Annotated in this window: 19 protein-coding genes; 15 read left to right on the forward strand and 4 right to left on the reverse strand. The window is 71.9% G+C overall.

What is annotated here, in order from left to right:
- Window positions 1-330 precede the first annotated feature (330 nt).
- From C3492_RS33055 to C3492_RS33075, 5 genes are all read left to right on the forward strand, one after another.
- The gene (locus C3492_RS33055; protein WP_103816337.1) at window positions 331-1,524 is read left to right on the forward strand and encodes an argininosuccinate synthase; all 1,194 of its coding nucleotides are present in this window, start codon (window positions 331-333) and stop codon (window positions 1,522-1,524) included.
- Window positions 1,525-1,662: 138 nt separating this feature from the next.
- On the forward strand, window positions 1,663-3,096 hold the full coding sequence (gene argH / locus C3492_RS33060; RefSeq protein WP_103816338.1) for an argininosuccinate lyase: 1,434 nt from the start codon (window positions 1,663-1,665) through the stop codon (window positions 3,094-3,096).
- Between the two features lie 92 nt (window positions 3,097-3,188).
- Window positions 3,189-4,160, forward strand: a complete 972-nt coding sequence (locus C3492_RS33065) for an aldo/keto reductase (RefSeq protein WP_103816339.1) — start codon at window positions 3,189-3,191, stop codon at window positions 4,158-4,160.
- Between the two features lie 82 nt (window positions 4,161-4,242).
- On the forward strand, window positions 4,243-4,794 hold the full coding sequence (locus tag C3492_RS33070) for a TetR/AcrR family transcriptional regulator (RefSeq protein ID WP_103816340.1): 552 nt from the start codon (window positions 4,243-4,245) through the stop codon (window positions 4,792-4,794).
- Window positions 4,791-6,314, forward strand: a complete 1,524-nt coding sequence (locus C3492_RS33075) for an MFS transporter (RefSeq protein WP_103816341.1) — start codon at window positions 4,791-4,793, stop codon at window positions 6,312-6,314. Before C3492_RS33070 ends, C3492_RS33075 begins: the two co-directional genes overlap by 4 nt.
- Before the next feature lie 82 nt (window positions 6,315-6,396).
- On the opposite strand, the gene C3492_RS33080 is transcribed toward C3492_RS33075, so the two are convergent.
- On the reverse strand, window positions 6,397-8,034 hold the full coding sequence (locus C3492_RS33080) for a multicopper oxidase family protein (RefSeq protein ID WP_103816342.1): 1,638 nt from the start codon (window positions 8,032-8,034) through the stop codon (window positions 6,397-6,399).
- 154 nt (window positions 8,035-8,188) lie between these two features.
- Window positions 8,189-8,878 carry a 1-acyl-sn-glycerol-3-phosphate acyltransferase gene (locus tag C3492_RS33085; RefSeq protein ID WP_103816343.1) on the reverse strand — a complete coding sequence of 230 codons (690 nt, stop codon included), beginning with the start codon at window positions 8,876-8,878 and terminating at the stop codon, window positions 8,189-8,191.
- 328 nt (window positions 8,879-9,206) lie between these two features.
- Here C3492_RS33085 and C3492_RS33090 point away from each other — a divergent pair, with 328 nt between their 5' ends.
- The 3 genes from C3492_RS33090 to C3492_RS33100 all read left to right on the forward strand — a co-directional run bounded on the left by C3492_RS33090 (window position 9,207) and on the right by C3492_RS33100 (window position 11,551).
- Window positions 9,207-10,382 carry a glycerophosphodiester phosphodiesterase gene (locus C3492_RS33090; protein WP_103816344.1) on the forward strand — a complete coding sequence of 392 codons (1,176 nt, stop codon included), beginning with the start codon at window positions 9,207-9,209 and terminating at the stop codon, window positions 10,380-10,382.
- Window positions 10,383-10,501: 119 nt separating this feature from the next.
- Window positions 10,502-11,008: a sigma-70 family RNA polymerase sigma factor gene (locus C3492_RS33095; protein ID WP_103816345.1), complete on the forward strand. Its 507-nt coding sequence runs from the start codon at window positions 10,502-10,504 to the stop codon at window positions 11,006-11,008.
- Window positions 11,009-11,053: 45 nt separating this feature from the next.
- On the forward strand, window positions 11,054-11,551 hold the full coding sequence (locus C3492_RS33100; RefSeq protein ID WP_103816346.1) for a GNAT family N-acetyltransferase: 498 nt from the start codon (window positions 11,054-11,056) through the stop codon (window positions 11,549-11,551).
- 43 nt (window positions 11,552-11,594) lie between these two features.
- Here the strand turns inward: C3492_RS33100 and C3492_RS33105 are convergent, their stop codons facing one another.
- Entirely contained in the window at window positions 11,595-12,014 is a 420-nt protein-coding gene (locus tag C3492_RS33105) for a hypothetical protein (protein WP_103816347.1), read from the reverse strand.
- Window position 12,015: 1 nt separating this feature from the next.
- Window positions 12,016-12,375: a hypothetical protein gene (locus tag C3492_RS33110; protein ID WP_103816348.1), complete on the reverse strand. Its 360-nt coding sequence runs from the start codon at window positions 12,373-12,375 to the stop codon at window positions 12,016-12,018.
- A gap of 529 nt (window positions 12,376-12,904) precedes the next feature.
- On the opposite strand from C3492_RS33110, the gene C3492_RS33115 reads away from it, so the two are divergent.
- The 7 genes from C3492_RS33115 to cobT all read left to right on the forward strand — a co-directional run bounded on the left by C3492_RS33115 (window position 12,905) and on the right by cobT (window position 23,539).
- Window positions 12,905-13,939 carry a methionine ABC transporter ATP-binding protein gene (locus tag C3492_RS33115; protein ID WP_165951661.1) on the forward strand — a complete coding sequence of 345 codons (1,035 nt, stop codon included), beginning with the start codon at window positions 12,905-12,907 and terminating at the stop codon, window positions 13,937-13,939.
- Window positions 13,936-14,673, forward strand: a complete 738-nt coding sequence (locus C3492_RS33120; RefSeq protein ID WP_181140680.1) for a methionine ABC transporter permease — start codon at window positions 13,936-13,938, stop codon at window positions 14,671-14,673. Before C3492_RS33115 ends, C3492_RS33120 begins: the two co-directional genes overlap by 4 nt.
- 119 nt (window positions 14,674-14,792) lie before the next feature.
- Window positions 14,793-15,623, forward strand: a complete 831-nt coding sequence (locus C3492_RS33125) for a MetQ/NlpA family ABC transporter substrate-binding protein (RefSeq protein ID WP_103816350.1) — start codon at window positions 14,793-14,795, stop codon at window positions 15,621-15,623.
- Window positions 15,624-15,643: 20 nt separating this feature from the next.
- Complete coding sequence (locus tag C3492_RS33130; RefSeq protein ID WP_103816351.1) at window positions 15,644-16,465, forward strand: MetQ/NlpA family ABC transporter substrate-binding protein; 822 nt, start codon at window positions 15,644-15,646, stop codon at window positions 16,463-16,465.
- Window positions 16,466-16,626: 161 nt separating this feature from the next.
- Window positions 16,627-17,265: a GNAT family N-acetyltransferase gene (locus C3492_RS33135; RefSeq protein ID WP_103816352.1), complete on the forward strand. Its 639-nt coding sequence runs from the start codon at window positions 16,627-16,629 to the stop codon at window positions 17,263-17,265.
- Between the two features lie 91 nt (window positions 17,266-17,356).
- Window positions 17,357-18,580 carry a precorrin-6y C5,15-methyltransferase (decarboxylating) subunit CbiE gene (gene cbiE, locus C3492_RS33140; protein WP_103816353.1) on the forward strand — a complete coding sequence of 408 codons (1,224 nt, stop codon included), beginning with the start codon at window positions 17,357-17,359 and terminating at the stop codon, window positions 18,578-18,580.
- Between the two features lie 342 nt (window positions 18,581-18,922).
- Window positions 18,923-23,539 carry a nicotinate-nucleotide--dimethylbenzimidazole phosphoribosyltransferase gene (cobT, locus tag C3492_RS46200; protein WP_103816354.1) on the forward strand — a complete coding sequence of 1,539 codons (4,617 nt, stop codon included), beginning with the start codon at window positions 18,923-18,925 and terminating at the stop codon, window positions 23,537-23,539.
- Window positions 23,540-23,668: the final 129 nt, after the last annotated feature.

Consider the following 23,668-nt stretch of genomic DNA (forward strand, 5'->3'; position numbering starts at 1 on the left):
GGGGCTCGCCAGGGTTCGGGCACCGGTCGCGCCGTCGCTCTTGGCGGGGGTGCCGGCGAGGGCGGAGCCGGCGATCACCGCGCCGGACAGCACCACGGCGGCGGCGCCGCCGATGACCGCCACACGACGCTTGTTGTACTTCGGAAGAGCCCTGGACATGCGAATGCCTCACTCGGATCGGAGGTGTCGTCGTCGGACGAACGCGGCGCCTGCGTTCGGCGAGGAGTACGAGAAAGCGGTTGCACGCGTTCAGCCCCAGAGGAGATTGACGAATCATGCAGAGTTCTGCATACTCATGCATGTCAGCGAATGTACTGTGAGGAGAAACCCGTGACCGAGCGCGTCGTACTCGCCTACTCAGGCGGTCTGGACACCTCCGTCGCCATCGGCTGGATCGCCGAGGAGACGGGCGCCGAGGTCATCGCCGTTGCGGTCGACGTCGGCCAGGGCGGCGAGGACCTGGACGTCATCCGCAAGCGCGCCCTCGCGTGCGGCGCCGTCGAGGCCGAGGTCGCGGACGCCAAGGACGAGTTCGCCGACGAGTACTGCCTCCCGGCGATCAAGGCCAACGCCCTCTACATGGACCGCTACCCGCTGGTCTCCGCGCTGTCCCGGCCCACGATCGTCAAGCACCTCGTGGCCGCCGCCGAGAAGCACGGCGCCACCACGGTCGCCCACGGCTGCACCGGCAAGGGCAACGACCAGGTCCGCTTCGAGGCCGGCATCGTCGCCCTCGCCCCCGACCTCAAGTGCATCGCACCGGTCCGTGACTACGCCATGACCCGGGACAAGGCGATCGCCTTCTGCGAGGAGAAGCAGCTCCCGATCGCCACCACCAAGAAGTCCCCGTACTCCATCGACCAGAACGTCTTCGGACGCGCGGTCGAGACGGGCTTCCTGGAGGACATCTGGAACGCCCCGATCGAGGACATCTACGAGTACACCTCCAACCCGGCCGTCCCGCGCGAGGCCGACGAGGTGGTCATCAGCTTCAAGGAGGGCGTCCCGGTCGCCATCGACGGCAAGCCCGTCACCGTCCTCCAGGCCATCCAGCAGCTCAACGAGCGCGCCGGCGCCCAGGGCATCGGCCGGATCGACATGGTCGAGGACCGCCTCGTCGGCATCAAGTCCCGCGAGGTGTACGAGGCCCCGGGCGCGATCGCCCTGATCACCGCCCACCAGGAGCTGGAGAACGTCACCGTCGAGCGCGAACTCGCCCGCTACAAGCGGCAGGTCGAGCAGCGCTGGGGCGAACTGGTCTACGACGGCCAGTGGTTCTCCCCGCTCAAGCGCGCCCTGGACGGCTTCATCAACGAGGCCAACCAGCACGTCACCGGCGACGTCCGGATGACCCTGCACGGCGGCCGTGCCGTCGTCACCGGCCGGCGCTCGACGGAGTCCCTGTACGACTTCAACCTCGCCACCTACGACACCGGCGACACCTTCGACCAGTCGGCGGCGAAGGGCTTCATCGACATCTACAGCCTGTCGTCGAAGATCGCGGCCAAGCGGGACCTGGCGTAGCCGCGACCGGTCACACGCACGGGTTCACCTCACACGCATCAGCCTGACAGCCGCCTCCTCGCCTGGAAAGGTGGGGAGGCGGTGGCACACCTAGAGCCATACCCAGAGCCACACCTAGAGCTTCGAGGAGCAACGCAAGTGAGCAGCAACAGCGGTGACGTACGGCTCTGGGGCGGCCGTTTCGCCGACGGTCCGGCCGAGGCCCTGGCGAAGCTGTCGGCGTCCGTCCACTTCGACTGGCGGCTCGCCCCCTACGACATCGCCGGCTCGCGTGCCCACGCGCGCGTGCTGCACACGGCGGGACTCCTCACCGAGGACGAACTCCAGCGCATGCTCGCCGGGCTCGACGAGCTGGAGGCCGACGTGGCCGCCGGCACCTTCGTCGGCACGATCGCCGACGAGGACGTGCACACCGCCCTGGAACGCGGCCTGCTGGAACGCCTCGGCCCCGACCTCGGCGGCAAGCTCCGCGCCGGCCGGTCCCGCAACGACCAGGTCGCCACCCTCTTCCGGATGTACCTGCGCGACCACGCCCGGATCATCGGCGGCCTGATCGCCGACCTCCAGGACGCCCTGATCGGCCTCGCCGAGGCCCACCCCGACGTGGCGATGCCCGGCCGCACCCACCTCCAGCACGCCCAGCCGGTGCTCTTCGCCCACCATGTCCTGGCCCACGTCCAGTCCCTGTCCCGGGACGCCGAGCGGCTGCGCCAGTGGGACGAGCGGACGGCCGTGTCGCCGTACGGCTCCGGCGCCCTCGCCGGCTCCTCCCTGGGCCTGGACCCGGAGGCGGTCGCGCGCGACCTCGGCTTCGAGCACGGCAGCGCCGCCAACTCCATCGACGGCACGGCCTCCCGGGACTTCGTCGCCGAGTTCGCCTTCATCACCGCGATGATCGGCGTGAACCTCTCCCGGATCGCCGAGGAGATCATCATCTGGAACACGAAGGAGTTCTCCTTCGTCACCCTGCACGACGCGTTCTCCACGGGCTCGTCGATCATGCCGCAGAAGAAGAACCCGGACATCGCCGAGCTGGCCCGGGGCAAGTCCGGCCGGCTGATCGGCAACCTCACCGGACTCCTCGCCACCCTCAAGGCCCTGCCCCTCGCCTACAACCGCGACCTCCAGGAGGACAAGGAGCCGGTCTTCGACTCCTGCGACCAGCTGGAGGTGCTGCTCCCGGCCTTCACCGGCATGGTCGCCACCCTCACCGTCCACCGCGAGCGCATGGAGGAACTGGCCCCGGCCGGCTTCTCCCTCGCCACCGACATCGCCGAGTGGCTGGTCAAGCAGGGCGTGCCGTTCCGCGTCGCGCACGAGGTCGCGGGGGAGTGCGTCAAGGTCGCCGAGGCGGAGGGCAAGGAGCTGGACGACCTCACGGACGAGCAGTTCGCGAAGATCTCCGCGCACCTCACCCCGGAGGTCCGCTCCGTCCTCAACGTCCCGGGCGCCCTCGCCTCCCGCAACGGGCGTGGCGGTACGGCCCCGAGCGCGGTCGCCGTCCAGCTGGCGGAGGTCAAGGCGGACGTGGCGGCCCAGCACCAGTGGGCGGCGGCGAAGAAGCAGAGCTGAGGGACAGCCCCCCGCCTCTCGACCGCGATCACCAGGGCATCGCGGGTTACGTTGGTCGCGAGCCCCACCGAGCCGACCGAACGGAGCCCGCGATGCCCTTCGCGCGACTGGCCACAGCGACGACCCCCACCTGTCACATCGGCCTGGGCCTCGCCGCAGTGGGTCGCCCCGGCTACATCAACCTCGGCCGCGACGAAGACCTCGGGGAGGACCGCAGCGTCGAAGCACTGCGCGCCCGGACCCACGAACTCCTCGACGCCGCCTACGCCCAGGGCGTCCGCTACGTCGACGCCGCCCGCTCCTACGGCCGCTCCGAGGAGTTCCTCGCCGACTGGCTGAACGCCCACCCGGGGATCGACGACGTGGTCGTGGGCAGCAAGTGGGGCTACACCTACACGGCCGGCTGGTCCACCGACGCCGAGCGGCACGAGGTCAAGGACCACAGCCTCGCCACCTACGAACGGCAGCGCGCCGAGACCGACGCCCTGCTCGGCGACCGGCTCGACCTCTACCAGATCCACTCGGTGACCCCGGACAGCCCGGCCCTCACCGACAAGGACCTGCACGCCAGGCTGGCGGAAGCCGCCGCTCAGGGCCTCACCGTCGGCTTCTCCACCAGCGGCCCCGCCCAGGCCGACGCCATCCGCGCCGCCCTCGCGGTCACGGTCGACGGCGAACCCCTCTTCCGTACCGTGCAGTCGACCTACAACGCCCTGGAGACGTCGGCCGGTCCGGCCCTCGCCGAGGCGCACGACGCCGGGCTCACCGTGATCGTCAAGGAGGGCATGGCGAACGGCCGGCTGGCCGAGCCGCACGCCCCGGACGCGCTGAAGGCCGTGGCCGCCGCGACCGGAATGGGCTGTGACGCGGTCGCCCTCGCCTGGATCCTGCGCCGGCCCTGGGTCGGAGTCGTCCTCTCCGGCGCCGTGACCGTCCCGCAGCTCGTCTCCAACCTCCACGCCCCCGCCGTCGACCTCGACGAGGACCAGCTCACCCGCCTCGACGCGCTGGCGGAGGACCCGCGCGCCTACTGGGAGCGGCGCGGACAGCTGCCCTGGCACTGACGAGCGCCCGACCCACCACCCTTCATGAGTCATCCGTGCCCAGTGTGAGACATCATTGTCTCACCTGGGCTACGCTTGTCTCATGGCCCTCGATCGTGACCACGTGCTGCGCAGCGCCGCCGCCCTGCTGACCCGCAGATCCACCGCGACCATGGACGAGGTCGCCAAGGCCGCGGGGATCAGCCGGGCCACGCTGCACCGCCACTTCGCCGGCCGGGACGCGCTCGTCCGGGCGCTGGAACAGCTCGGCATCGCGGAGTGCGAGGGGGCGCTGGACCGGGCCCGGCCGGAGGAGGGATCCGCCGCCGAGGCCGTCCGCAGGCTCGTCCGCGAGATCCAGCCGGCCGCCGGGCTGCTCGCGTTCCTCTACGGCGAGAACCAGCTGTGGGAGGGCGACCGGCAGAACGAGGGCTGGCAGCGCCTGGACGCCCGGATGGGCGCCCTGTTCCAGCGCGGACAGCGCGCCGGCGAGTTCCGCATCGACCTCAGCCCGGTCTGGCTCACCGAGGCGCTGTACGGCCTGATCGCCTCCTGCGCCTGGGCCACCCTGGACGGCCGCGTGGCCTCCCGGGACTTCCCGACCATGATCGCCGAGTTGCTGCTCGGCGGCGCTCTGCGAAGAGAGGAATCATGACCAGCACCGTGCGGCCGGCACAGTCGACCGAGGCGGTGAAGCGCCCGGGCCGCTGGCTCGCGCTCTCCGTCCTCGTCCTGGCCGTGCTGCTGGTGGCCGTCGACGCCACCGTCCTCGGCCTGGCGACCCCCTACATCAGCGAGGACCTGAACCCCTCCGGCACCCAGCTGCTGTGGATCGGCGACGTCTACTCCTTCGTCATCGCCGGTCTGCTGGTCTCCATGGGCAGCCTCGGTGACCGCATCGGCCGCAAGCGGATCCTGCTGGGCGGGGCCACGGCGTTCGGCGCGCTGTCCGTGCTCAACGCCTACGCGACGACACCCGGACTGATGATCCTGGCCCGGGCGCTGCTCGGTGTCGCGGGCGCGACCCTGATGCCCGCCACCCTGGCCCTGATCCGGAACATCTTCCACGACCCGCGCGAGCGCAGCCTCGCCGTCGGCATCTGGGGCGCCACCGCCTCCGCGGGTACGGCCGTCGGTCCGGTCGCCGGCGGATTCCTCCTCGAACACTTCTGGTGGGGCTCGGTCTTCCTGATCAACCTGCCGGTGATGGCGGTCCTGGTCCTGGTCGGCATCCGCACCCTGCCCGAGTCCCGCAACCCGCACCCGGGCCCCTGGGACCTCGGCAGCGTCCTGCTCTCGCTGGTCGGCGTGATCGCCCTGGTCTACGCGGTCAAGGAGGCCGCCACCCACGGCCCCACCGGTATGACCCTCGGCACCGGCCTGGTGGGCGCCGCGGCCCTCTACGGCTTCGTCCACCGCCAGCTGACCATGCCGGTCCCGCTGCTGGACATGCGGCTCTTCCGGCGCCGTGGCTTCAGCGGAGCGGTCCTCGCCGACCTGCTGACCGTCCTCGGCATGTCGGGCCTGGTGTTCTTCCTCTCCCAGTACCTGCAACTCGTCCAGGACCGGCGCCCCTTCGAGGCGGGCCTGGCCGAACTGCCCGCCGCGGTCGGCGCGGTGACCGCCGGTCTGGTCGCGGGCCGGGCCGCCCGGCGCTTCTCGGTCCGCGCGGTGGTCTCCGGCGGCCTGGCCGCGGTCGGCGTCGCCCTGGCCGCGCTGACCACGCTCGGCGAGTCCACCGGCTACCCGGTCCTCGGTGCCGCCCTGCTGGTCGTGGGCGTGGGAGCGGGCTTCTCCTTCACGGTGACCGCCGACGTCATCCTCTCCGGCGTCCCCAAGGACCAGGCGGGCGCGGCCTCGGCGGTGTCCGAGACGGCGTACGAACTGGGCGCCGCACTGGGCATCGCCCTGCTGGGCTCCATCGTGACCGGCGTCTACCGCGGTTTCACGGGGCCGTCCGGTACCCCGGCCGGCGCCCACGAGTCCCTGGGCGCGGCGGTGCAGGCGGCGGCGCAGCTGTCCCCGCACCGGGCGGAGGCCCTGCTGGACGCGGCCCGCGACAGCTTCGTCCACGGCCTCCACCTGGCCTCCGGAGCAGGAGCGGCGGTCCTCCTGACGGCGTCGGCGGCGGCGTGGTTCCTGCTGAAGGACCAGACGCTGGAAGGCGCCGGGTGATCAGGCCCCCGGGGGGCGCGATGAACTGCGCGACGAGCCACGACGCGGCCGCGCCCGCAACACGTCCGAACCACCCCGGAACTCAGCGCTTGTAACCCAGCACCGTCATCATCCCGCTCTCCGAGTGGTACTGGTTGTGACAGTGCAGCATCCACAGTCCGGGGTTGTCGGCGTCGAAGTCGAGCACCAGCTTCCGGTGCGGCAGCACCAGCGCGGTGTCCTTGCGCGCCCCGACGGAATCCAGCCCCGTCAACGAGAACGTGTGTCCGTGCAGGTGCATCGGATGCCACATGCCCGTGGCGTTGATGAGGGTGAGCCGTACCCGCTCACCGGCGCGGACGGGGTGGCGCTGCTGCGGGGAGTAGGGCTTGTGGTCGAACCCCCAGTCGAACTTCTGCATGGTGCCGGTGATCCTGATGCGGATCTCCCGGTCGGGGTCCCGGTCGGTGAGGGCCACCGAGTCGGCGGGCAGCAGACGGCGCGCGGGGACGGTGTTGCCGTCGAGTTCGTCCGGGTGGACGTCGGCCGGGGGAAGGTTTCCGCTCCCCTTGCCGGTGCGCAGGACGGCGACGGCCCTGCCCTTCTTGCCCTCGGGCAGCGCCACCAGGGGGAAGACCCCGTCCCGGGCGGTGATCAGCACGTCGTACCGCTCCGCCATGCCGACGAGGAGCGCGTCGGTCCGCTTGTGCTTCACGGGGTAGCCGTCGGTGTGGGTGACGGTCATCGTGTGGTCGCCCAGCGCCACCCGGAAGGCGGTCTCCGAACCGGCGTTGATGATGCGCAGTCGCACGCGGTCGCCGGGGCGGCAGCGGAACACCGACGGATTGTCGGGCAGGCGCCCGTTGACGAGGTAGTACGGGTAGGCGACGCTGCCGCCCTCCCCGTGCAGCATGCGGCTGTGGGAGTCGTGCAGCACCCGGTTGGGGCCCGTGGACTTCCCCGCGGACTTCTTGGACCCCGACGGATGGGCGTCCGACCGGTGCGCGCTCGGGCCGCCGTGGCCGGGGCCCATGGCCATGCCCCCCATGTCCATGGCGCCGCCGGGCTTGAGCTGTTCCAGGACGCCCTCCGGGGTGGAGCCCTGCACGCCGTCGAGCCAGTCGTCCAGGACCACGACCCACTCCTTGTCGTAGGAGAGGGGCTCCTTGGGGTCGTCCACGATGAGCGGCGCGTACAGGGCCCGGTCGGGCTGCATCCCCACGTGGGAGTGGAGCAGGTAGGTGCCCGGGTGCTCGGCGACGAAGCGGTAGCGGAAGTCGCTCCCGGGGTGGATGGCCCGCTGGGTCAGGTCCGGCACGCCGTCCATGTCGCAGCGCAGCCGCACCCCGTGGGAGTGCAGCGTGGTCGTGGCGGGCAGCCGGTTGGTGAGCGTCAGGTCGAGCACGTCACCGGCCGTGACCCGTACCAGCGGGCCGGGTACCTCCTCGTTGTACGCCCACGTGCGCACCGAACGCCCGCCCAGGTCCAGCTTGGCCTCGGCGGCGGTGAAGCTGAAGGTGCGTTCGCGGCCGGACCCGCGTCTCCGCTCGGCGGCCAGGACCTCGGGATCCGAAGGGTTGACGTACCCCCGGGGTCCGGCAGGGACGAACTTCTCCCCGCCGTTCATGTGTCGAGGGCCGGAACTGGGCTCGGAACCGGAGCTGGTGCAGGCTGCCAGGAATCCCGCGCCGGCGACGGCGATCGGGGTACGGAGCAGAGTACGCCGAGAAGGTTTGGACATGTCTGAATCAGACATGTTGTGTGGTCATATGGCCGTCTGATACGGCCGAATGCCCTATGTGTCGGCGGCAGATTCCACCGGCAGGCGGACGGCAGCCGGTCCAACACCGGTCCGCCGAGGGGTCCGGAAACCGTCTGACGAGCCGTAGGCGGCCTCAGGCGGCCTTCGCCTTCGTGGCGTACATGTCCACGTACTCCTGCCCGGACAGCCGCATCACCTCGGCCATCACCGAGTCCGTCACCGCCCGCAGCACGTACCGGTCCCGGTCCATGCCGTCGTACCGCGAGAACTCCATGGGCTCGCCGAACCGGACGGTGACCCGGCCGGGCCGCGGGATGCCCCGGCCCCCCGGCTGGAGCTTGTCCGTGCCGATCATGGCGAACGGCACCACCGGCGCGCCGGTCATCAGGGTGAGGCGGGCGATACCGGTACGGCCCCGGTACAGGCGTCCGTCGGGCGACCGCGTGCCCTCCGGGTAGATCCCGAAGATCCTGCCCTCCTCCAGGATGCGCCGTCCGGTCATCAGCGCGGCCACCCCGCCGCTCGCCCCGTCCCGGTCCACCGGGATCATGCCGACGCCGGTGAAGAACCACGCCATCAGCCGGCCCTTGACGCCCTTGCCGGTGACGTACTCGTCCTTGCCGATGAAGAACACCTGCCGCTTGCTGACCAGCGGCAGCACCATCGAGTCGATGAACGTGAGGTGATTACCGGCCAGAATCACCGGACCGTCGCCGGGGATGTTCTCCACGCCCTCCACCTGTGGGCGGAACATCAGGCGCATGATCGGTCCGAGCACTGCCTTGATGAGCGCGAAGCGGGACAACGGGTCCTCCGATGTCAAAGGGGGCGATATGAGTCTGTGCAGGTGAGGACATTACTCGCGGCGCCGGGCCGCGCGCACATCGGGGACGTCCGGTTCACCGAGGTCTTACGAAGTGTTGACGCGGGTTTACCTGCGGTGGCGTGCATGAGACGGCGCGTAACCGTCTTGCGCCGATGTGACGGACATCGCGCCGGCCGGGGGCCGCCGCCCCCGATGGCCCGTCACCTACCGCCGTTCGCAGGACATCCGACAGCACCCGGGTGTTCGGGCCGGAGCCTCCCTCTCGTCATGTGCACGCCCCTACGATCGGGCCGCACCGATGGACGAAAGCGGCAGGAGGGCGCTCATGGACAGCGACCAGGCGAACGAGCAGACGCAGGGAACGGGACGGCGGGCGCTCCTCGGCGCCGCGGTGCTCGGCGCGGGCGGAGCGGTCCTCGGACTGTCCGGCACGGCCCGGGCCGCCGAGGCCCGCACGGCCGGACACGGCGGCCGCGGACTGAAGAGCCTGCCGGTGCCGACGATCATCGGCCACCGGGGTGCCAGCGGCTACCGCCCCGAACACACCTTCGGCTCGTACGAGCTGGCCCTGGACCTGGGTGCCGACGTGGTCGAGGCGGGCGACCTGGTGCCCACCAAGGACGGTCACCTGGTCTGCCGGCACGAGCCGGAGATCGGCGGCACGACGGACGTCGCCTCCCACCCCGAGTTCGCCGACCGCAGGACCACCAAGGTGCTCGACGGGGTCCCCACCACCGGCTGGTTCACCGAGGACTTCACGCTCGCCGAGCTGAAGACGCTGCGCGCCGTCGAGCGCATCCCGGCCAACCGCCCGCACAACACCCTCTACAACGGCCGCTGGGAGATCCCCACCTTCGAAGAGGTCCTGCGGTGGCAGGACGAGCAGACCCGCAAGCGCGGCAAGCAGGTCTGGATCTACCCCGAGACCAAGCACCCCACCTACTTCCGCAAGCTGGGCCTCGGCCTGGAGGAGCGGGTGGCCAAGTTGCTGCGCACGTACGGCAAGGACGGCCGGAACTCCCCGGTCATCCTCCAGTCCTTCGAGCCCAGCAGCATCCAGCGGCTGAACCGGCTGGTCGACAACCCGCTCGTCGTCCTGCTCTCCTCGGCGAACAGCCGCCCGTACGACTTCGTCGAGGCGAACGACCCGCGTACGGTCGCCGACCTCGTCACGCCCAAGGGTCTGCGCGAGATCGCCGGTTACGCCCAGGGCATCGGTCCGACCCTGGACCTGATCATCCCGAAGAAGGCGGACGGCACCCTGGCCGAGCCGACCACGCTGGTCTCCGACGCGCACAAGGTCGGCCTGATCCTGCACCCCTACACCATGCGGAACGAGAACCCCTTCCTGCCGGCCGAGTACCGCAAGGGCACCGCGGCCGACGCCTACGGCGATGTCTTCGGCGCCTTCAAGACGTACTTCGCGACCGGGATCGACGGCGTCTTCACCGACAACGCCGACACCGGACTGCTCGCCCGCGCCGACTTCCTGAAGGACTGACGGCCCTCTCCGGACGACCGGCGGCCCCCGGGCGTCAACCGCCCGCCGCTCGGCACTCCGTTCGGCTGACTGTGCGCCGCCCCGGCAACCCGCCGCCGGGGCGGCTCGTCGTTCCGCATATGACGCACGACCTGGTCGCCACCCTGCGCCCCCTGCTCACCGCCGAGGCATCCGCCGAGGCATATGCCGGGGGAGGCGAACCGGGCGACCTGGAGCAGGCCGTCTGGCTCCGGCTCCTGGAGCGGCTGGAGACCGACGGACCGCCGCCGGACCCGCACGGCTGGCTGCGCAGGGCCGTCCGGGCCGAGGCGCGCCGCACCCGTCGCACCACCCGCCGTGAACGTCCGTACGGCACCGACCCGGCCGACGACCTGCGCCCCGGGCCGGAGCAGCACGTCCTGACCACCGCCCGGTACCGCGCGCTGCGGGACGCGGTCCGCCGCCTGCCCGGCCGCTGCCCCCGTCTCATCGAGGCGCTGCTCTCGCCGAAGGACCTCACCTACCGGGAGATCGCGGGCGAGTTGGGTATCTCACAGGGCAGTCTCGGCCCGGAACGCTCCAGATGTCTTGGATGTCTGCGTCGATTGCTCACACCGGAGGTTGCGGCGCGCGAACCGCGGGGATAGGAGTGGGGGACGACAGGTGATCAGGTGAGCGGGAGGCATGCGCACATGGGCATGAGCGTGACCATCTCGGTGGCGACCGAACAGGACGCGGAGCAGATCTTCCGGCTCCAGTACCTGTGCTTCCAGAGCGAGGCGGCGCTGTACGGCAACTACCGCATCGACCCGCTCGTGCAGACCCTGGAGTCCGTCCGTCAGGAGGTCGCCTCCGACTGCGTCTTCGTCGCCCGGCTCGGCGACGAGGTGGTCGGCTCGGTGCGCGGCAGGGTCACCGAGGACGGCGCGGCGGCCATCGGCAAGCTCTGCGTCCACCCCCGCCTCCAGGGTCACGGCATCGGCGCGAGGCTGCTGCGCACGGCCGAGGCCGCGCTGGCGGACGAGCGTGGCGCCACCCGCTTCCGCCTCTTCACCGGCCACCGCAGCGAGGGCAATCTCCGCCTGTACCGCCGGTCCGGCTACGAGACGGTCGGCAGGGCCAGGGGCGCCGACGGCGTAGAGATGATCATCCTGGAGAAGCAGGCGGGCGCGTACGCGCAGACGGCGTGAGGGCAAGCGCCCCGGAAGGGGCGCGGGGAACGGCCCACGCCCCTCAGGCACCCCTGCGGACAGAAGCCTTCCGCAGCCAGTACATCGCGGAAAGCGGCAGGAGCACGGGGATGAAGACGTACCCCATCCCGTACTTCGACCACACCGTCGCATCCGGGAACGCGGACGGCTCGACCAGGGTCCACGTGCCGACGATCAGCACGCCCGCGAGCTCCGCCGCACAGCACACCAGTGCCGCCCGGCGAGCCGTCTCCCCGCCGCGCACCAGCGTGTACGTGATGAACCCGTACACCACGCCGGCCACGGCGGACAGGGAGTACGCGAGCGGCGCCCGGTCGAACTCCGTGGAGATCTGGTACGCGGACCGCGACACCGCGCCGACCACCATCACGCCGTAGAACCAGACGAGCAGCATGCCCGGCCCGCCGATCAAGCGGGCCGGCTTCTCCTGCACCGCCGTCACCTCAGCCTCCCCAGATGTCGAAGAGCCGCACTTCCAGCACGGCCAGCACCACACCGCCGGCGGCCACCGTCACGGAGCCCCAGCGGGTCCGCTCGGCCAGCGACATGAAGCCCGCCGCCGGAACGCACGCGAACGCGCCCAGCAGATACGCCACGAAGATCGTCGTGCCCTGCTCCGGCTTCTCGCCCCGCGCCAGCAGCACGATCCCGACGACCAGCTGGACCAGGGCCAGCAGCGACACCACGGCCATGCCGATGAAGTGCCAGTCCTTGGTCGGCTGGTCGCGGTAGGCGGCCCAGCCGCACCAGGCGGCGAGCAACAGCGCGGCGACCCCGGTCACCAGCGTCAGGGCATTGAGCATGCCGTGACCTTATTACGGCGGAAACAGCCCATCGCCGCCGCCCCCGCAGTCCGGCGCGACCACCGTGGCATTGGCCACAACCCGCCGTCGGCCGAGCCGGGCGCCGGCCCGGCGGGGCGGGCGCCGTCGGCCTTGTCCGCACTGGTGAAGGACGGGGGAGCGGAGGTCACCGCGCGTGGCCGGGCATCCCACCGCCCCTGTCCGCGGCTGTCCACCATACGGACAGCGGCGGCCGGTCAGGACCGTTCGTCTGCTTTACTTCTCGCATGACCACGACGAGCTGCCGCACCCTTGCGACCGAGGCGACCCTGACGCCCGGTGCTCGTTGTATGTGTCGCCTGATGTGTCGAATGTGCGCCTTCTAGAGGGCCCCCGCATCAGCTGAGCCTCGCGCCCCGAAGCGAGACCCGTGGCATGTCCGTGCGCCGTAGGCCGTACGGGACGCACATCCCTTCCTCCATGCCGGAACCGCATGCACCCGTGCCCGGGCACACCCACGCCCGCGCACTCGACAGTGACGGAAACCCACGTGATCACCACCTCGGGCCTGACCAAGGTCTACCGCTCCCGCGGCCGTGAGGTCACCGCCCTCGACGGCGTCGATCTGCACGTCCGCGAAGGCGAGGTCTACGGCGTCATCGGCCAGTCCGGCGCCGGAAAGTCCTCGCTCATCCGCTGCGTCAACCTGCTGGAGCGCCCCACCTCCGGCACCGTGACCGTCGCCGGGCAGGACCTCACCGCCCTGGCCGGGCGCGGCCCGCGCGCCGGCCGGGAACTGCGCCGGGCCCGCAGCCGGATCGGCATGGTCTTCCAGCACTTCAACCTGCTGTCCTCGCGGACCGTGCAGGACAACGTCGAACTGCCGCTGGAGATCCTCGGCCAGTCCGGCCGGGCCCGCTCCCGCAAGGCGCTGGAGCTGCTCGACCTGGTCGGCCTCGCCGACAAGGCCAAGGCCTACCCCGCCCAGCTCTCCGGCGGCCAGAAGCAGCGCGTCGGCATCGCCCGCGCCCTCGCCGGCGACCCCAAGGTGCTGCTCTCCGACGAGGCCACCAGCGCCCTCGACCCGGAGACCACCCGCTCCATCCTCCAGCTGCTGCGCGACCTGAACCGGCAGCTCGGCCTGACCGTCCTGCTCATCACCCACGAGATGGACGTCGTGAAGTCGATCTGCGACTCCGCCGCCCTGATGGAGAAGGGCCGGATCGTGGAGTCCGGCACGGTCAGCGAGCTGCTGGCCACCCCGGGCTCGGAGCTGGCCGCCGCGCTGTTCCCCGTCGGCGGCGAGGCCACCGGCACCGACCGGACCGTCCTCGACATCACCTTCCACGGCGAGGCCGCCACCCAGCCCGTCATCTCCCAGCTCTCGCGCACCTACAACATCGACATATCGATCCTCGGCGCCGCCATCGACACCGTCGGCGGCCTCCAGATCGGCCGCATGCGCATCGAACTGCCCGGCCGCTACGAGGACAACGTGGTGCCGGTCGGCTTCCTGCGCGAACAGGGCCTGCAGATCGACGTGGTGGGCCAGGAGGCCCTGCTGGTGAAGGAAGGTGCCAAGTGACCTGGTCCGAGATGCAGCCGCTGCTGTCCCAGGCGTGTTCCGAGACGTTCACGATGGTGCTCTGGTCCACCCTGATCGCCGTCGCGGCCGGCCTCCCGCTCGGCCTCCTCCTCGTCGTCACCGACCGGGGCGGCCTGCTCCAGAACGTCGTCGCCAACAAGGTGGTCGGCCAGGTCGTGAACATCGGCCGGTCCATGCCGTTCATCATCCTGATGGTCGCGCTGATGAGCTTCACCCGCTGGGTCACCGGCACGACCATCGGCACGACCGCCGCGATCGTGCCGCTCGCCATCGGCGGCATCCCGTTCTTCGCCCGCCTGGTCGAGACGGCCGTCCGCGAAGTGGACCACGGCCTGGTCGAGGCCGTGCAGTCCATGGGCGGCAACACCTGGACGATCGTCCGCAAGGTCCTGATCCCCGAGGCCCTGCCCTCGCTGATCGCCTCCACCACGACCACGCTCATCGCCCTCATCGGCTACTCCGCCATGGCCGGCACCGTCGGCGGCGGCGGCCTCGGCGACCTCGCCGTCCGCTACGGCTACCAGCGCTTCGAGACCGAGCTCATGTGGATCACCGTCGCGATCCTCGCCGTCGTCATCTCCCTCATCCAGTTCGCCGGCGACTTCGCGGCCCGCTCCCTGCACCGTCGGGGCGGCCGCTCGGGCCCGGCGCCCAAGCTCCGCCTGCTGAAGGCCAAGGAGCCGGCGGCGGCCGACGTCAGCAAGGTCGCCTGAGCTTCCGCAGAGTTCCCCGTCCGCCCACCCGTCACCCGACCACCACCCCTCAACGACGGCGCTTCGCGCCGACAGCCCCTGATCCGGGGTCGCACCACCCTTAAGGAAAGGCACTTTTCGTGCGTAACACCGCCAAGTTCACCACCGCCGTCCTCGCCGCCGGAGCCCTCACCCTCGGGCTCACCGCCTGCGGATCGGACAAGGACTCCGGCTCCTCCGACTACAGCGGCCCGCTGGTCGTCGCCGCGAGCCCGACCCCGCACGCCGAGATCCTGAACTTCGTCAAGGACAAGCTGGCGAAGAAGGCGGGCCTCGACCTGGAGGTCAAGGAGTTCACCGACTACATCACGCCGAACACGGCGACCGAGGACGGTTCGGTGGACGCCAACTACTTCCAGAACCAGCCGTACCTGGACGACTTCAACAAGAAGCGCGGCACCCACATCGCGCCCGTCGTCACGGTGCACCTGGAGCCGCTCGGCCTGTACTCCCACAAGGTCGAGAAGGCCGACGCCCTCAAGAGCGGTGCGACCATCGCCGTCCCGAACGACGCCGTCAACGAGGCGCGCGCCCTCAAGCTGCTCGCCGCCAACGGGCTCATCGCCCTCAAGGACGGCGTCGGCACCGAGGCGACCCCGCAGGACATCACCAAGAACCCCAAGGACCTCAAGTTCAAGGAGGTCGAGGCGGCCCAGACCGCGCGCTCCCTGGACGACGTGGACGCGGCCGTGATCAACGGCAACTACGCCATCTCCGCCGGCATCAAGCCCGCCAAGGACGCCCTGGTCCTGGAGTCCGCGAAGAACAGCCCGTACGGCAACTTCCTCGCGGTCAAGGAGGGCAACGAGAAGGACCCGCGGGTGAAGAAGCTCGCCAAGCTCCTCACCTCGCCCGAGGTCAAGAAGTTCATCGAGGACAAGTACCAGGGCTCGGTCATCCCGTCCTTCTGAGCCGCGAGGAGGACCGACCCATGCGCATGTCCGTCATCGCCGTGGCGGCCCTGGCCCTCGGCCTGACCGCCTGCGGCTCCGGCACGGACTCCGGCAAGGGCGGTGGCACGGACGACACCCTCGTCGTCGGCGCCACCGCCGTCCCGGCCGGCGAGGTGCTCACCTACGTCAGGGACCACCTCGCCGCCGAGGCCGGCCTGAAGCTGGAGATCAAGGAGTTCACGGACTACGTCCTGCCGAACACCGCCCTCCAGGAGGGCGAGCTGGACGCGAACCTCTACCAGAACCAGCCCTACCTGGACGACTTCAACAAGTCCAAGGGCACCGACCTCGTCTCCGTGGTCAAGCCCTACCTGCCGCCCATGGGCGTCTACTCCCACAAGGTGAAGAAGGTCACCGAGCTCGCCGACGGAGCCACCGTCGCCGTGCCGAACGACATCACCAACGAGGGCCGCGCCCTGAAGCTGCTGGCCGCGGGCGGCGTCATCGGGCTGAAGGCCGGCGCCGGCACCGACGCGTCCCCCGCGGACATCACGTCCAACCCCCGCCACCTGAAGATCCGCGAGCTGGAGGCCGCCCAGCTGCCCCGCTCGCTCGGTGACGTGGACGCCGCGGTCATCAACAACAACTACGCCCAGGACGCGGGCCTCAGCCCCACCGAGGACGCGATCCTCCTTGAGTCGGCGAAGGACAACCCCTACGCCAACCTCCTCGCCGTCAAGCGCGGCCACGAGGACGACCCACGGGTGAAGAAGCTCGCGAAGCTGCTCGTCTCGCCCGAGGTGCGGACGTTCATCCAGGACAAGTACCACGGGTCCGTCCTGCCGACGACCGGCGGCTGACGGCGCGTACACGGCGTTTCGCGACGCACGGGGTCCACTCCCTCACCGGGTGTGGACCCCGTCGTGCGGTTCGGTGGTTCCATGCTGCATGCTGGGCAGTTCAGCAGACCTGACGGTCCTGACGGTCTTTCGAGGAACTTCCGAAGGTTACGGAGCGGCGCATGACGAGCACCTTCCCCAACATCTCCATCAGCACGGAGCGGTTGGTGCTGCGTCCCCTCGACGAGGACGACGTGCCCGCCCTCGCCGACATGATGAACGACGAACAGGTCGTCGCCTGGACCACCGTCCCGCACCCCTACACCGAGGCCGACGCCCACCGGTGGATCACCCGCCGCGCCCCGGACGAGCGCACCGAGGGCCGCGGCATAGTCCTCGCCGTCACCGAGTTCCTCACCCAGCGGCTCGTCGGCATCGTCCACCTGAGGAACACGGACTGGCGCGTCCGCTCCTGCCAGATCGCGTACGTCATCGCGCCCTGGGCCCGCGGCGAGGGCTACGCCTCCGAAGCCGTCCTCGCCACCGCCCAGTGGCTCTTCCACGACCAGAAGTTCGAACGGCTCGAACTGCGCACCGCCGCCGACAACACCGCCTCCCAGCAGGTGGCCCAGAAGATCGGCTGCATCAGCGAGGGCGTCCTGCGCAACGCCTGGACAGCCCGCGCCAGGACCGAGGACGGTGCCTGGACCGAGGTGCGCACGGACGTCATCGTCTGGAGCCTGCTTCCGGAGGACCTCGCCGGGGCCGGCGAGCAGCAGGCCGACACGGGGGGTTTCACCTCGTACTCGGACTGGAACTGAGCCTTCCGAGCTTCACCAGGTACTCTCACGGAGCCCACCCCGGGCATTCCCCCCTCGAAGACCCGCGCAGAACCACTGGAGACTGACGACGATGGCCGACCGGGTCACGGTGATCGGCTGGGACGGCTCGCCGCTGACCGACGCGGCACGGGCCGCCCTCGGCGCCGCCACCCTCGTGGCCGGCGCCGCCCACCACCTGGCGCTGCCCGAGGTCCCGCCCACCGCCGAACGCGTCCGCCTGGGCAGCCTCGCCCTGGCCGCCCGCCGCATCGCCGCCCATCGCGGCACCGCGGTCGTGCTCGCCGACGGCGACCCCGGCTTCTTCGGTGTCGTCCGTACCCTGCGCGCACCGGAATTCGGCCTGGAGGTCGAGGTCGTCCCCGCCGTCTCCTCCGTCGCCGCCGCCTTCGCCCGCGCCGGCATGCCCTGGGACGACGCCCAGGTCGTCGTCGCCCACCCGCGCACCCTGCGCCGGGCCGTGAACGTCTGCCGCGCCCACACCAAGGTCGCCGTCCTCACCTCGCCGGGCGCCGGCCCCGCCGAACTCGGCCTCCTCCTGGAGGGCGTGCACCGCACCTTCGTCATCTGCGAGGAACTGGGCACCGAACGCGAACAGGTCAGCGTCGTCACCTCCGACAAGGCCGCCGACCACACCTGGCGCGACCCCAACGTCGTCATCGTCATCGGCGGACCGGCCGCCGCGCAGGAGGGCGGCGGCTGGATCGCCGGACGCGACCCGGGCGCCGGCCCGCGCGGCTGGGTGCAGCCCGACGAGAGCTACGGCGCCGGCCCGGCCGGCGGTCTCGGCGAGGGCGAGACCCAGCTGCTGCGCGCCGCCCAACTCGCCCGCCTCGGGCCCCGGGTCGGCGACCTCGTCTGGGACATCGGCTGCGGCAGCGGCGCGTTCGCCACCGAAGCGGCGCGCGCCGGCGCGGCCGTCATCGCCGTCGACCACGACCCGGCCGCCTGCGCCCGCACCGAGAGCGCCGCGCGCCGTTTCGGCGTCCAGCTCCAGATCGTGCACGGCAGCGCCCCGCACGTCCTCGAAAACCTGCACGAACCGGACGTCGTACGGGTCGGCGGCGGGGGACCGGCCGTCGTCTCCGCGGTCGCCGACCGGCGCCCGCAGCGCATCGTCACGCACGCCGCCACCCGGGACGTCGCCGAACGCGTCGGCCGCGACCTGACCGAGCACGGGTACCGGGTCGAGTGCGCCCTGCTCCAGTCCGTCGAACTCGACACCCGGGCCTGGACGGAGACCGAGCGGAACGTGGCGTTCCTGCTCAGCGGGGTATTGCCGGACCGCGCCCCGTGATCCTGTTGTCGTACCGCGCGCGGTAGGCTGGCCGATCGTTGTACCGCACCGGTGGGCCGAACTTCGTTCACCAATGTCCGGAACGCACGCCCGTTTTGGGGTGGGTGTGGTACGGCGGAACCGGAGGACGCGCAACGTGGCGCAGTCCACAGCGTGCTGTCGCGGATCTTGCTGTCGCGACGGCACGACGACCGGGACAATGCCACTGAATGGCTTTGTCGCCTTTTCCGGCGGGTCGTTCGTGCCGCTGGGCACGGACGCTCGTTCTTCACTGCGGGCGGTCGGTGCGCCGTTCCGGGTGAGCTGGTCGTAGGAGCACTAACCGATGGGCGAGGGGTACGCATGACCGACACCGGCCAGGTCCCGGGCGAGGGGCAGCCGGAGAGCGCAGGCATGGTGGAGCAGCCGGGCGTCCCCGCGCACGGTGCGTACACCTACCTCTCCGAGGCTCCCGCCGAGGACGAAGACCTGCTGCTGCCGGGTGCCCAGGGCGCGTGGGGCAACGAGGTGCCGCCACCCGCTCCGGAACCGGTGGTGGAAGCCGTCCACGAGCCGGGCCCGCACGAGACGTCCGGCCGTGACAGCGGCTCGGTCGACCTCAGCGGTGTCCGCCTGCCCGACCCGGGCCCGGCGTCGGTGCCGCCGTCGCCCATCCTCTCGGCGCCGCACGACCCGGCGGCCGCCCCGCAGCCCCCGCGCCGCCCGCTGCACCTCGGCCCGCCGATTCCCGACGCCTCCGCCAGCCCGGTCCGTTCCCTCGCCGACCGCGGCCCCGCCGGAGCGCCGGTACGGCAGCTCGGACCGGCGGCGAGCGGCCCCGAATACCTCGACGCCCAGTCGCAGGCGGCTCCGCAGAGCGCGGCCCCCTGGGGCGCGGCACAGGCCCCGGCTGCCGAAACGGTTGGCCCGTCCGACCCGGCCCAGGCGGCGGTGGCCCGCCTCACCGGCCAGGCGTCGTCCCCGACCGACACCGGCCACGTTCAGGTCGTCCACGGCCATGACGGGGTCCAGCCGGTCCACGCGCACGACGGGGTGTACACGGCACCGGTGACTCCGGGTGCCGAGGGCGTGCAGGGTCCGGCGGAGCCGGGTGCTGAAGACGCGCAGGCCGCCGAGGACGCGCAGGCGGACGTGGCCAGGGCGGACGTGGCTTCCGGTGAGGGCGGGGCCGTCGCCGACGCGGCATCCCCGGCCGTACAGGCCGTTGACGGAGCGCCAGAGCCGGCGCACGTCGGTGTGCAGGGAGCTGAAGGAGGCGCTGAGCAGGCCGGGACGGGCCAGGTGCCCCCGATGCCGGAGGCCCCCGGCCCGGACCCGGCGGACCAGAGCGTTCCGGCCCAGGCCGCGCCGGGACAGGCCGTGCCGACCGGCGCGCTGCCTTCGGAGGCCACCGGCGCCGAGGGGGCTGCGGACGCGGCTCCGGTCGCCGGTACGCCGGCCGAGGCGGCGCCTCAGCCGACGGCACCGGCGGAACCGGCCGATGGCGTGCAGCCGGACGAAACGGCGCAGCCCACCGATGCCACTGCGGCCGTGCAGGCCGCGGATGCCGGACAGAACCCCGGCGCCGGGGACGTAGTCGCTGCGGCGCAGGCCACCGCACAGCCCGCCGACCCGGCCCCTCTCGCCGACCCCGCGCAGGCTGCTGCGGTTGCGCAGGTTGCCGACGGTGCGCAGGCTCCCGACGCGGTGCAGTCCGCCGACGGTGCGCGGGCTGTCGAGGCTTCTCAGGCTGCCGACCAGTCGCAGACTGCTGACGCTGCTCAGGCCGACGTTGCCGGGAATGCCGCCGACGCGGTGCAGCCCGCCGACCTGGCGCAGCCGGCCGGCGCCGAGCAGATCGCCGGAGCCGGGCAGCCCGAGGGTGCCGCGCGGGTTGCCGACGCGGTGCAGTCCGCCGATGGCGCGCCGATCGCCGAAGCTCCTCAGACCGCTCCTGACCTGCATGCCGCCGACGCCGTGCAGATCGCCGCGGCTGGGCAGCCCGAGGGTGCCGCGCAGGCTGCCGACGCGGCGCAGGTCACCGACGGCGGACAGATCGCGGAGGTTCCGCAAGCCGCCGCCGCTGGACAGACCGCCGCTGCTGGACAGGCCGTCGACGCGCCGCAGTCCGTCGACGCGGCGCAGCCGGCCGGCGTCGAGCAGATCGCCGGAGCCGGACAGCCCGAGGGGCATGTGCCGGCCGACAGCGGTGCTCAGGTTCCCGAGGGGCATGCGCCGGTCAACGGCGGCGCTCAGATTCCCGAGGCGTCGCAGGCCGTAGACGCGGTGCAGCCCGGCGACCCGGCGCAGCCGACCGGCGCCGAGCAGATGGCCGACGAGCCGCAGCACGCCGGAGCGCAGCAGGTTGCCGTCGTGCACGCTGCCGACGCCGCACAGCCCCAGCCTCCCGCCGAGGCGCAGGCGTCCGCCGTGGCCCAGGGAGCGGTCGAGTCGGCCGATGCGGTCGCCCCCCACGGGGTGGGCGAAGCCACCGACGCCGTTGTCGCTCAGAACGCGGCCCCAGCTTCCGAAACGGTTGTCGCCCAGAACGCGGCCCCGGCGCCCGACGCGGCCACCGCCCAGGTAATGGTCGACGGCGCCGCCCCGGCACCCGCCCAGGCAACGGTCGACGGCGCCGTCCAGGCCCCTGAGCCCACCGTCGCTGCCCAGGCCGCTGAGCCCACCGTCGCCGCCCAGGCCGCACAGCCGACCGCCCCCCTGACCACCGTCGACTTCCAGGCTCCGCAGCCCGCGGCCCCGGCCGACGCGTCGCAGACCGCCGTACCCGTCCCGCCCGCCGCTGACGGCACCGCCGAGGCCGTGGAGGTGGCGGAGCCGGTCGTGCTCCAGGGCCCGCAGCTCGCCGAGAGCGTCCCGCAGGCCACCGGCGCCCCGGCCGCGCAGACCGCCCCGCAGCCGGACGCGGCGCAGGGTACCGCCGCCGTACCCGAGGCCCCTCGGCCGCAGGGCCCCGCGCAGAACCCGGAGCAGCCGCTGCCCTCCGGGCTCCCCGTGGGGGCGGAGCCGCGGCCGCTCGGTGAGTTCGTGCCGGTGGAGGGTCAGGTGCCCACCACCCCGCACCTGGCGCCCACCCCGCCGCACCCCCTCGTCGTGCCGGCACCCCACGACGGCGAGCCGGCCGGGGCGCCCACCCCCGATGTCGTCCAGCACGCGGAGGACCTGCGGACCAGGGCCGCCGACCAGGAAGAGAGCACGGCCGAGGTGGCGGAAGCACGACAGTCCACCGGCCCCGCCGCGCCGGGCTACGCGGACGCCGAACGCGAGGCCGTCCTGAAGGTGATGCGCGAGCGCCGCGACATCCGCAACGGCTTCCGCAGCGACCCCATCCCGCACGAGGTGCTGCTCAGAGTCCTGGAGGCCGCGCACACCGCGCCGTCCGTGGGCCACTCGCAGCCCTGGGACTTCGTCGTCATCCGGTCCGCCGAGACCCGGCGGACGATGCACGAACTGGCGATGCGGCAGCGCGAGGCGTACGCCAAGTCGCTGCCGAAGGGCCGGGCCAAGCAGTTCAAGGAACTGAAGATCGAGGCCATCCTCGACACCCCGGTCAACATCGTCGTCACCGCCGACCCCACCCGCGGCGGCCGGCACACGCTCGGCCGTCACACCCAGCCGCAGATGGCGCCCTACTCCTCGGCGCTCGCGGTGGAGAACCTCTGGCTCGCCGCCCGCGCCGAAGGCCTCGGCGTCGGCTGGGTCAGCTTCTTCGACGAGCGGGAGATGGTCCGCGCGCTCGGCCTGCCCGAGCACCTGGAGGTCGTCGCCTACCTGTGTGTCGGGTACGTCGACGAGTTCCCGGACGAGCCCGAGCTGATGCAGGCCGGCTGGTCCAAGCGACGCCCCCTGTCCTGGGTGGTGCACGAGGAGACGTACGGCCGCCGCGCCCTGCCCGGAGAGGAACCCCACGACCTGCTTGCCGAGACCGTCGCACAGATCCGCCCGCTCGACGCCAAGGCGCTCGGCGAGGCGTGGGAGCGCCAGAAGCGCATGACCAAGCCGGCCGGCGCGCTCGGCATGCTGGAGATCATCTCCGCACAGCTGTGCGGGCTGTCCCGGCAGTGCCCGCCGCCGATCCCGGAGCCCGCCGCCGTCGCCATCTTCGCCGGTGACCACGGCGTGCACGCCCAGGGCGTCACCCCCTGGCCACAGGAGGTCACCGCCCAGATGGTGGCCAACTTCCTCGGCGGGGGCGCCGTCTGCAACGCCTTCGCCGGCCAGGTCGGCGCCGAGGTGTGCGTCGTCGACGTGGGCGTCGCCGCCGACCTGCCGGCCACCCCCGGCCTGCTGCCCCGCAAGATCCGCGGCGGCACGTCCGACATGACCACCGGCCCCGCGATGACCCGCGAGGAGGCCCGGGCGGCCATCGAGGTCGGTATCGAGACCGCCCGCGACCTGGTGGCGGCCGGCAACAAGGCGCTGCTCACCGGTGAGATGGGCATCGCCAACACCACCGCGTCCGCCGCGCTGATCTCCGTGTTCACCGGAGCCGACCCGGCCGAGGTGACCGGGCGCGGCACGGGCATCAACGACGAGACGCTCGCCCGCAAGACGGAGGTCGTCCGCCGCGCCCTGGAGCTCCACCAGCCGGACCCGGCCGACCCGATCGGGGTCCTCGCGGCGATCGGCGGCTTCGAGCACGCGGCCATGGTGGGCCTGCTGCTCGGCGGTGCCTCGCTGCGTACGCCGGTGATCCTGGACGGCGTCAGCGCCGGCGCGGCGGCCCTCGTGGCCCGCGCCATCGCCCCGGAGGTCCTCGCGGCCTGCATCGCCGGCCACCGCAGCGCCGAGCCGGGCCACGTGGCGGCCCTGAACAAGCTGGGTCTGCGCCCCCTGGTCGACCTGGACCTGCGCCTCGGTGAGGGCACGGGCGCCCTGCTCGCCCTGCCGCTGGTGCAGAGCACGGCGCGCGCCATGCACGAGGTGGCCACATTCGATTCGGCGGGAGTCACGGAGAAGTAGGCCCGCGGCACGGGTGGTCCGGTGTTCAGCTGTCGGACCACCCGTGTCCCGTACCCCGCCCACCGCTTAAAATCTGCACGTCAGGGCCGCTCCGAAGGTGCAGCGCGCCCATCGCACAGCTGCACGAGG

It is taken from the genome of Streptomyces sp. Ru62 (assembly GCF_002920615.1).
In the GTDB taxonomy this organism is placed as follows: Bacteria; Actinomycetota; Actinomycetes; order Streptomycetales; family Streptomycetaceae; genus Streptomyces.

Excerpts from the sequence above, each read along its gene's own strand:
- C3492_RS33065 (WP_103816339.1), top strand. The coding sequence starts at position 3,189 with ATGCCCTTCGCGCGACTGGCCACAGCGACGACCCCCACCTGTCACATC.
- C3492_RS33070 (WP_103816340.1), top strand. The coding sequence starts at position 4,243 with ATGGCCCTCGATCGTGACCACGTGCTGCGCAGCGCCGCCGCCCTGCTG.
- C3492_RS33075 (WP_103816341.1), top strand. The coding sequence starts at position 4,791 with ATGACCAGCACCGTGCGGCCGGCACAGTCGACCGAGGCGGTGAAGCGC.
- C3492_RS33080 (WP_103816342.1), bottom strand. The coding sequence starts at position 8,034 with ATGTCCAAACCTTCTCGGCGTACTCTGCTCCGTACCCCGATCGCCGTC.
- C3492_RS33090 (WP_103816344.1), top strand. The coding sequence starts at position 9,207 with ATGGACAGCGACCAGGCGAACGAGCAGACGCAGGGAACGGGACGGCGG.
- C3492_RS33095 (WP_103816345.1), top strand. The coding sequence starts at position 10,502 with ATGACGCACGACCTGGTCGCCACCCTGCGCCCCCTGCTCACCGCCGAG.
- C3492_RS33100 (WP_103816346.1), top strand. The coding sequence starts at position 11,054 with ATGGGCATGAGCGTGACCATCTCGGTGGCGACCGAACAGGACGCGGAG.
- C3492_RS33110 (WP_103816348.1), bottom strand. The coding sequence starts at position 12,375 with ATGCTCAATGCCCTGACGCTGGTGACCGGGGTCGCCGCGCTGTTGCTC.
- C3492_RS33130 (WP_103816351.1), top strand. The coding sequence starts at position 15,644 with ATGCGCATGTCCGTCATCGCCGTGGCGGCCCTGGCCCTCGGCCTGACC.
- C3492_RS33135 (WP_103816352.1), top strand. The coding sequence starts at position 16,627 with ATGACGAGCACCTTCCCCAACATCTCCATCAGCACGGAGCGGTTGGTG.
- cbiE (WP_103816353.1), top strand. The coding sequence starts at position 17,357 with ATGGCCGACCGGGTCACGGTGATCGGCTGGGACGGCTCGCCGCTGACC.
- cobT (WP_103816354.1), top strand. The coding sequence starts at position 18,923 with ATGACCGACACCGGCCAGGTCCCGGGCGAGGGGCAGCCGGAGAGCGCA.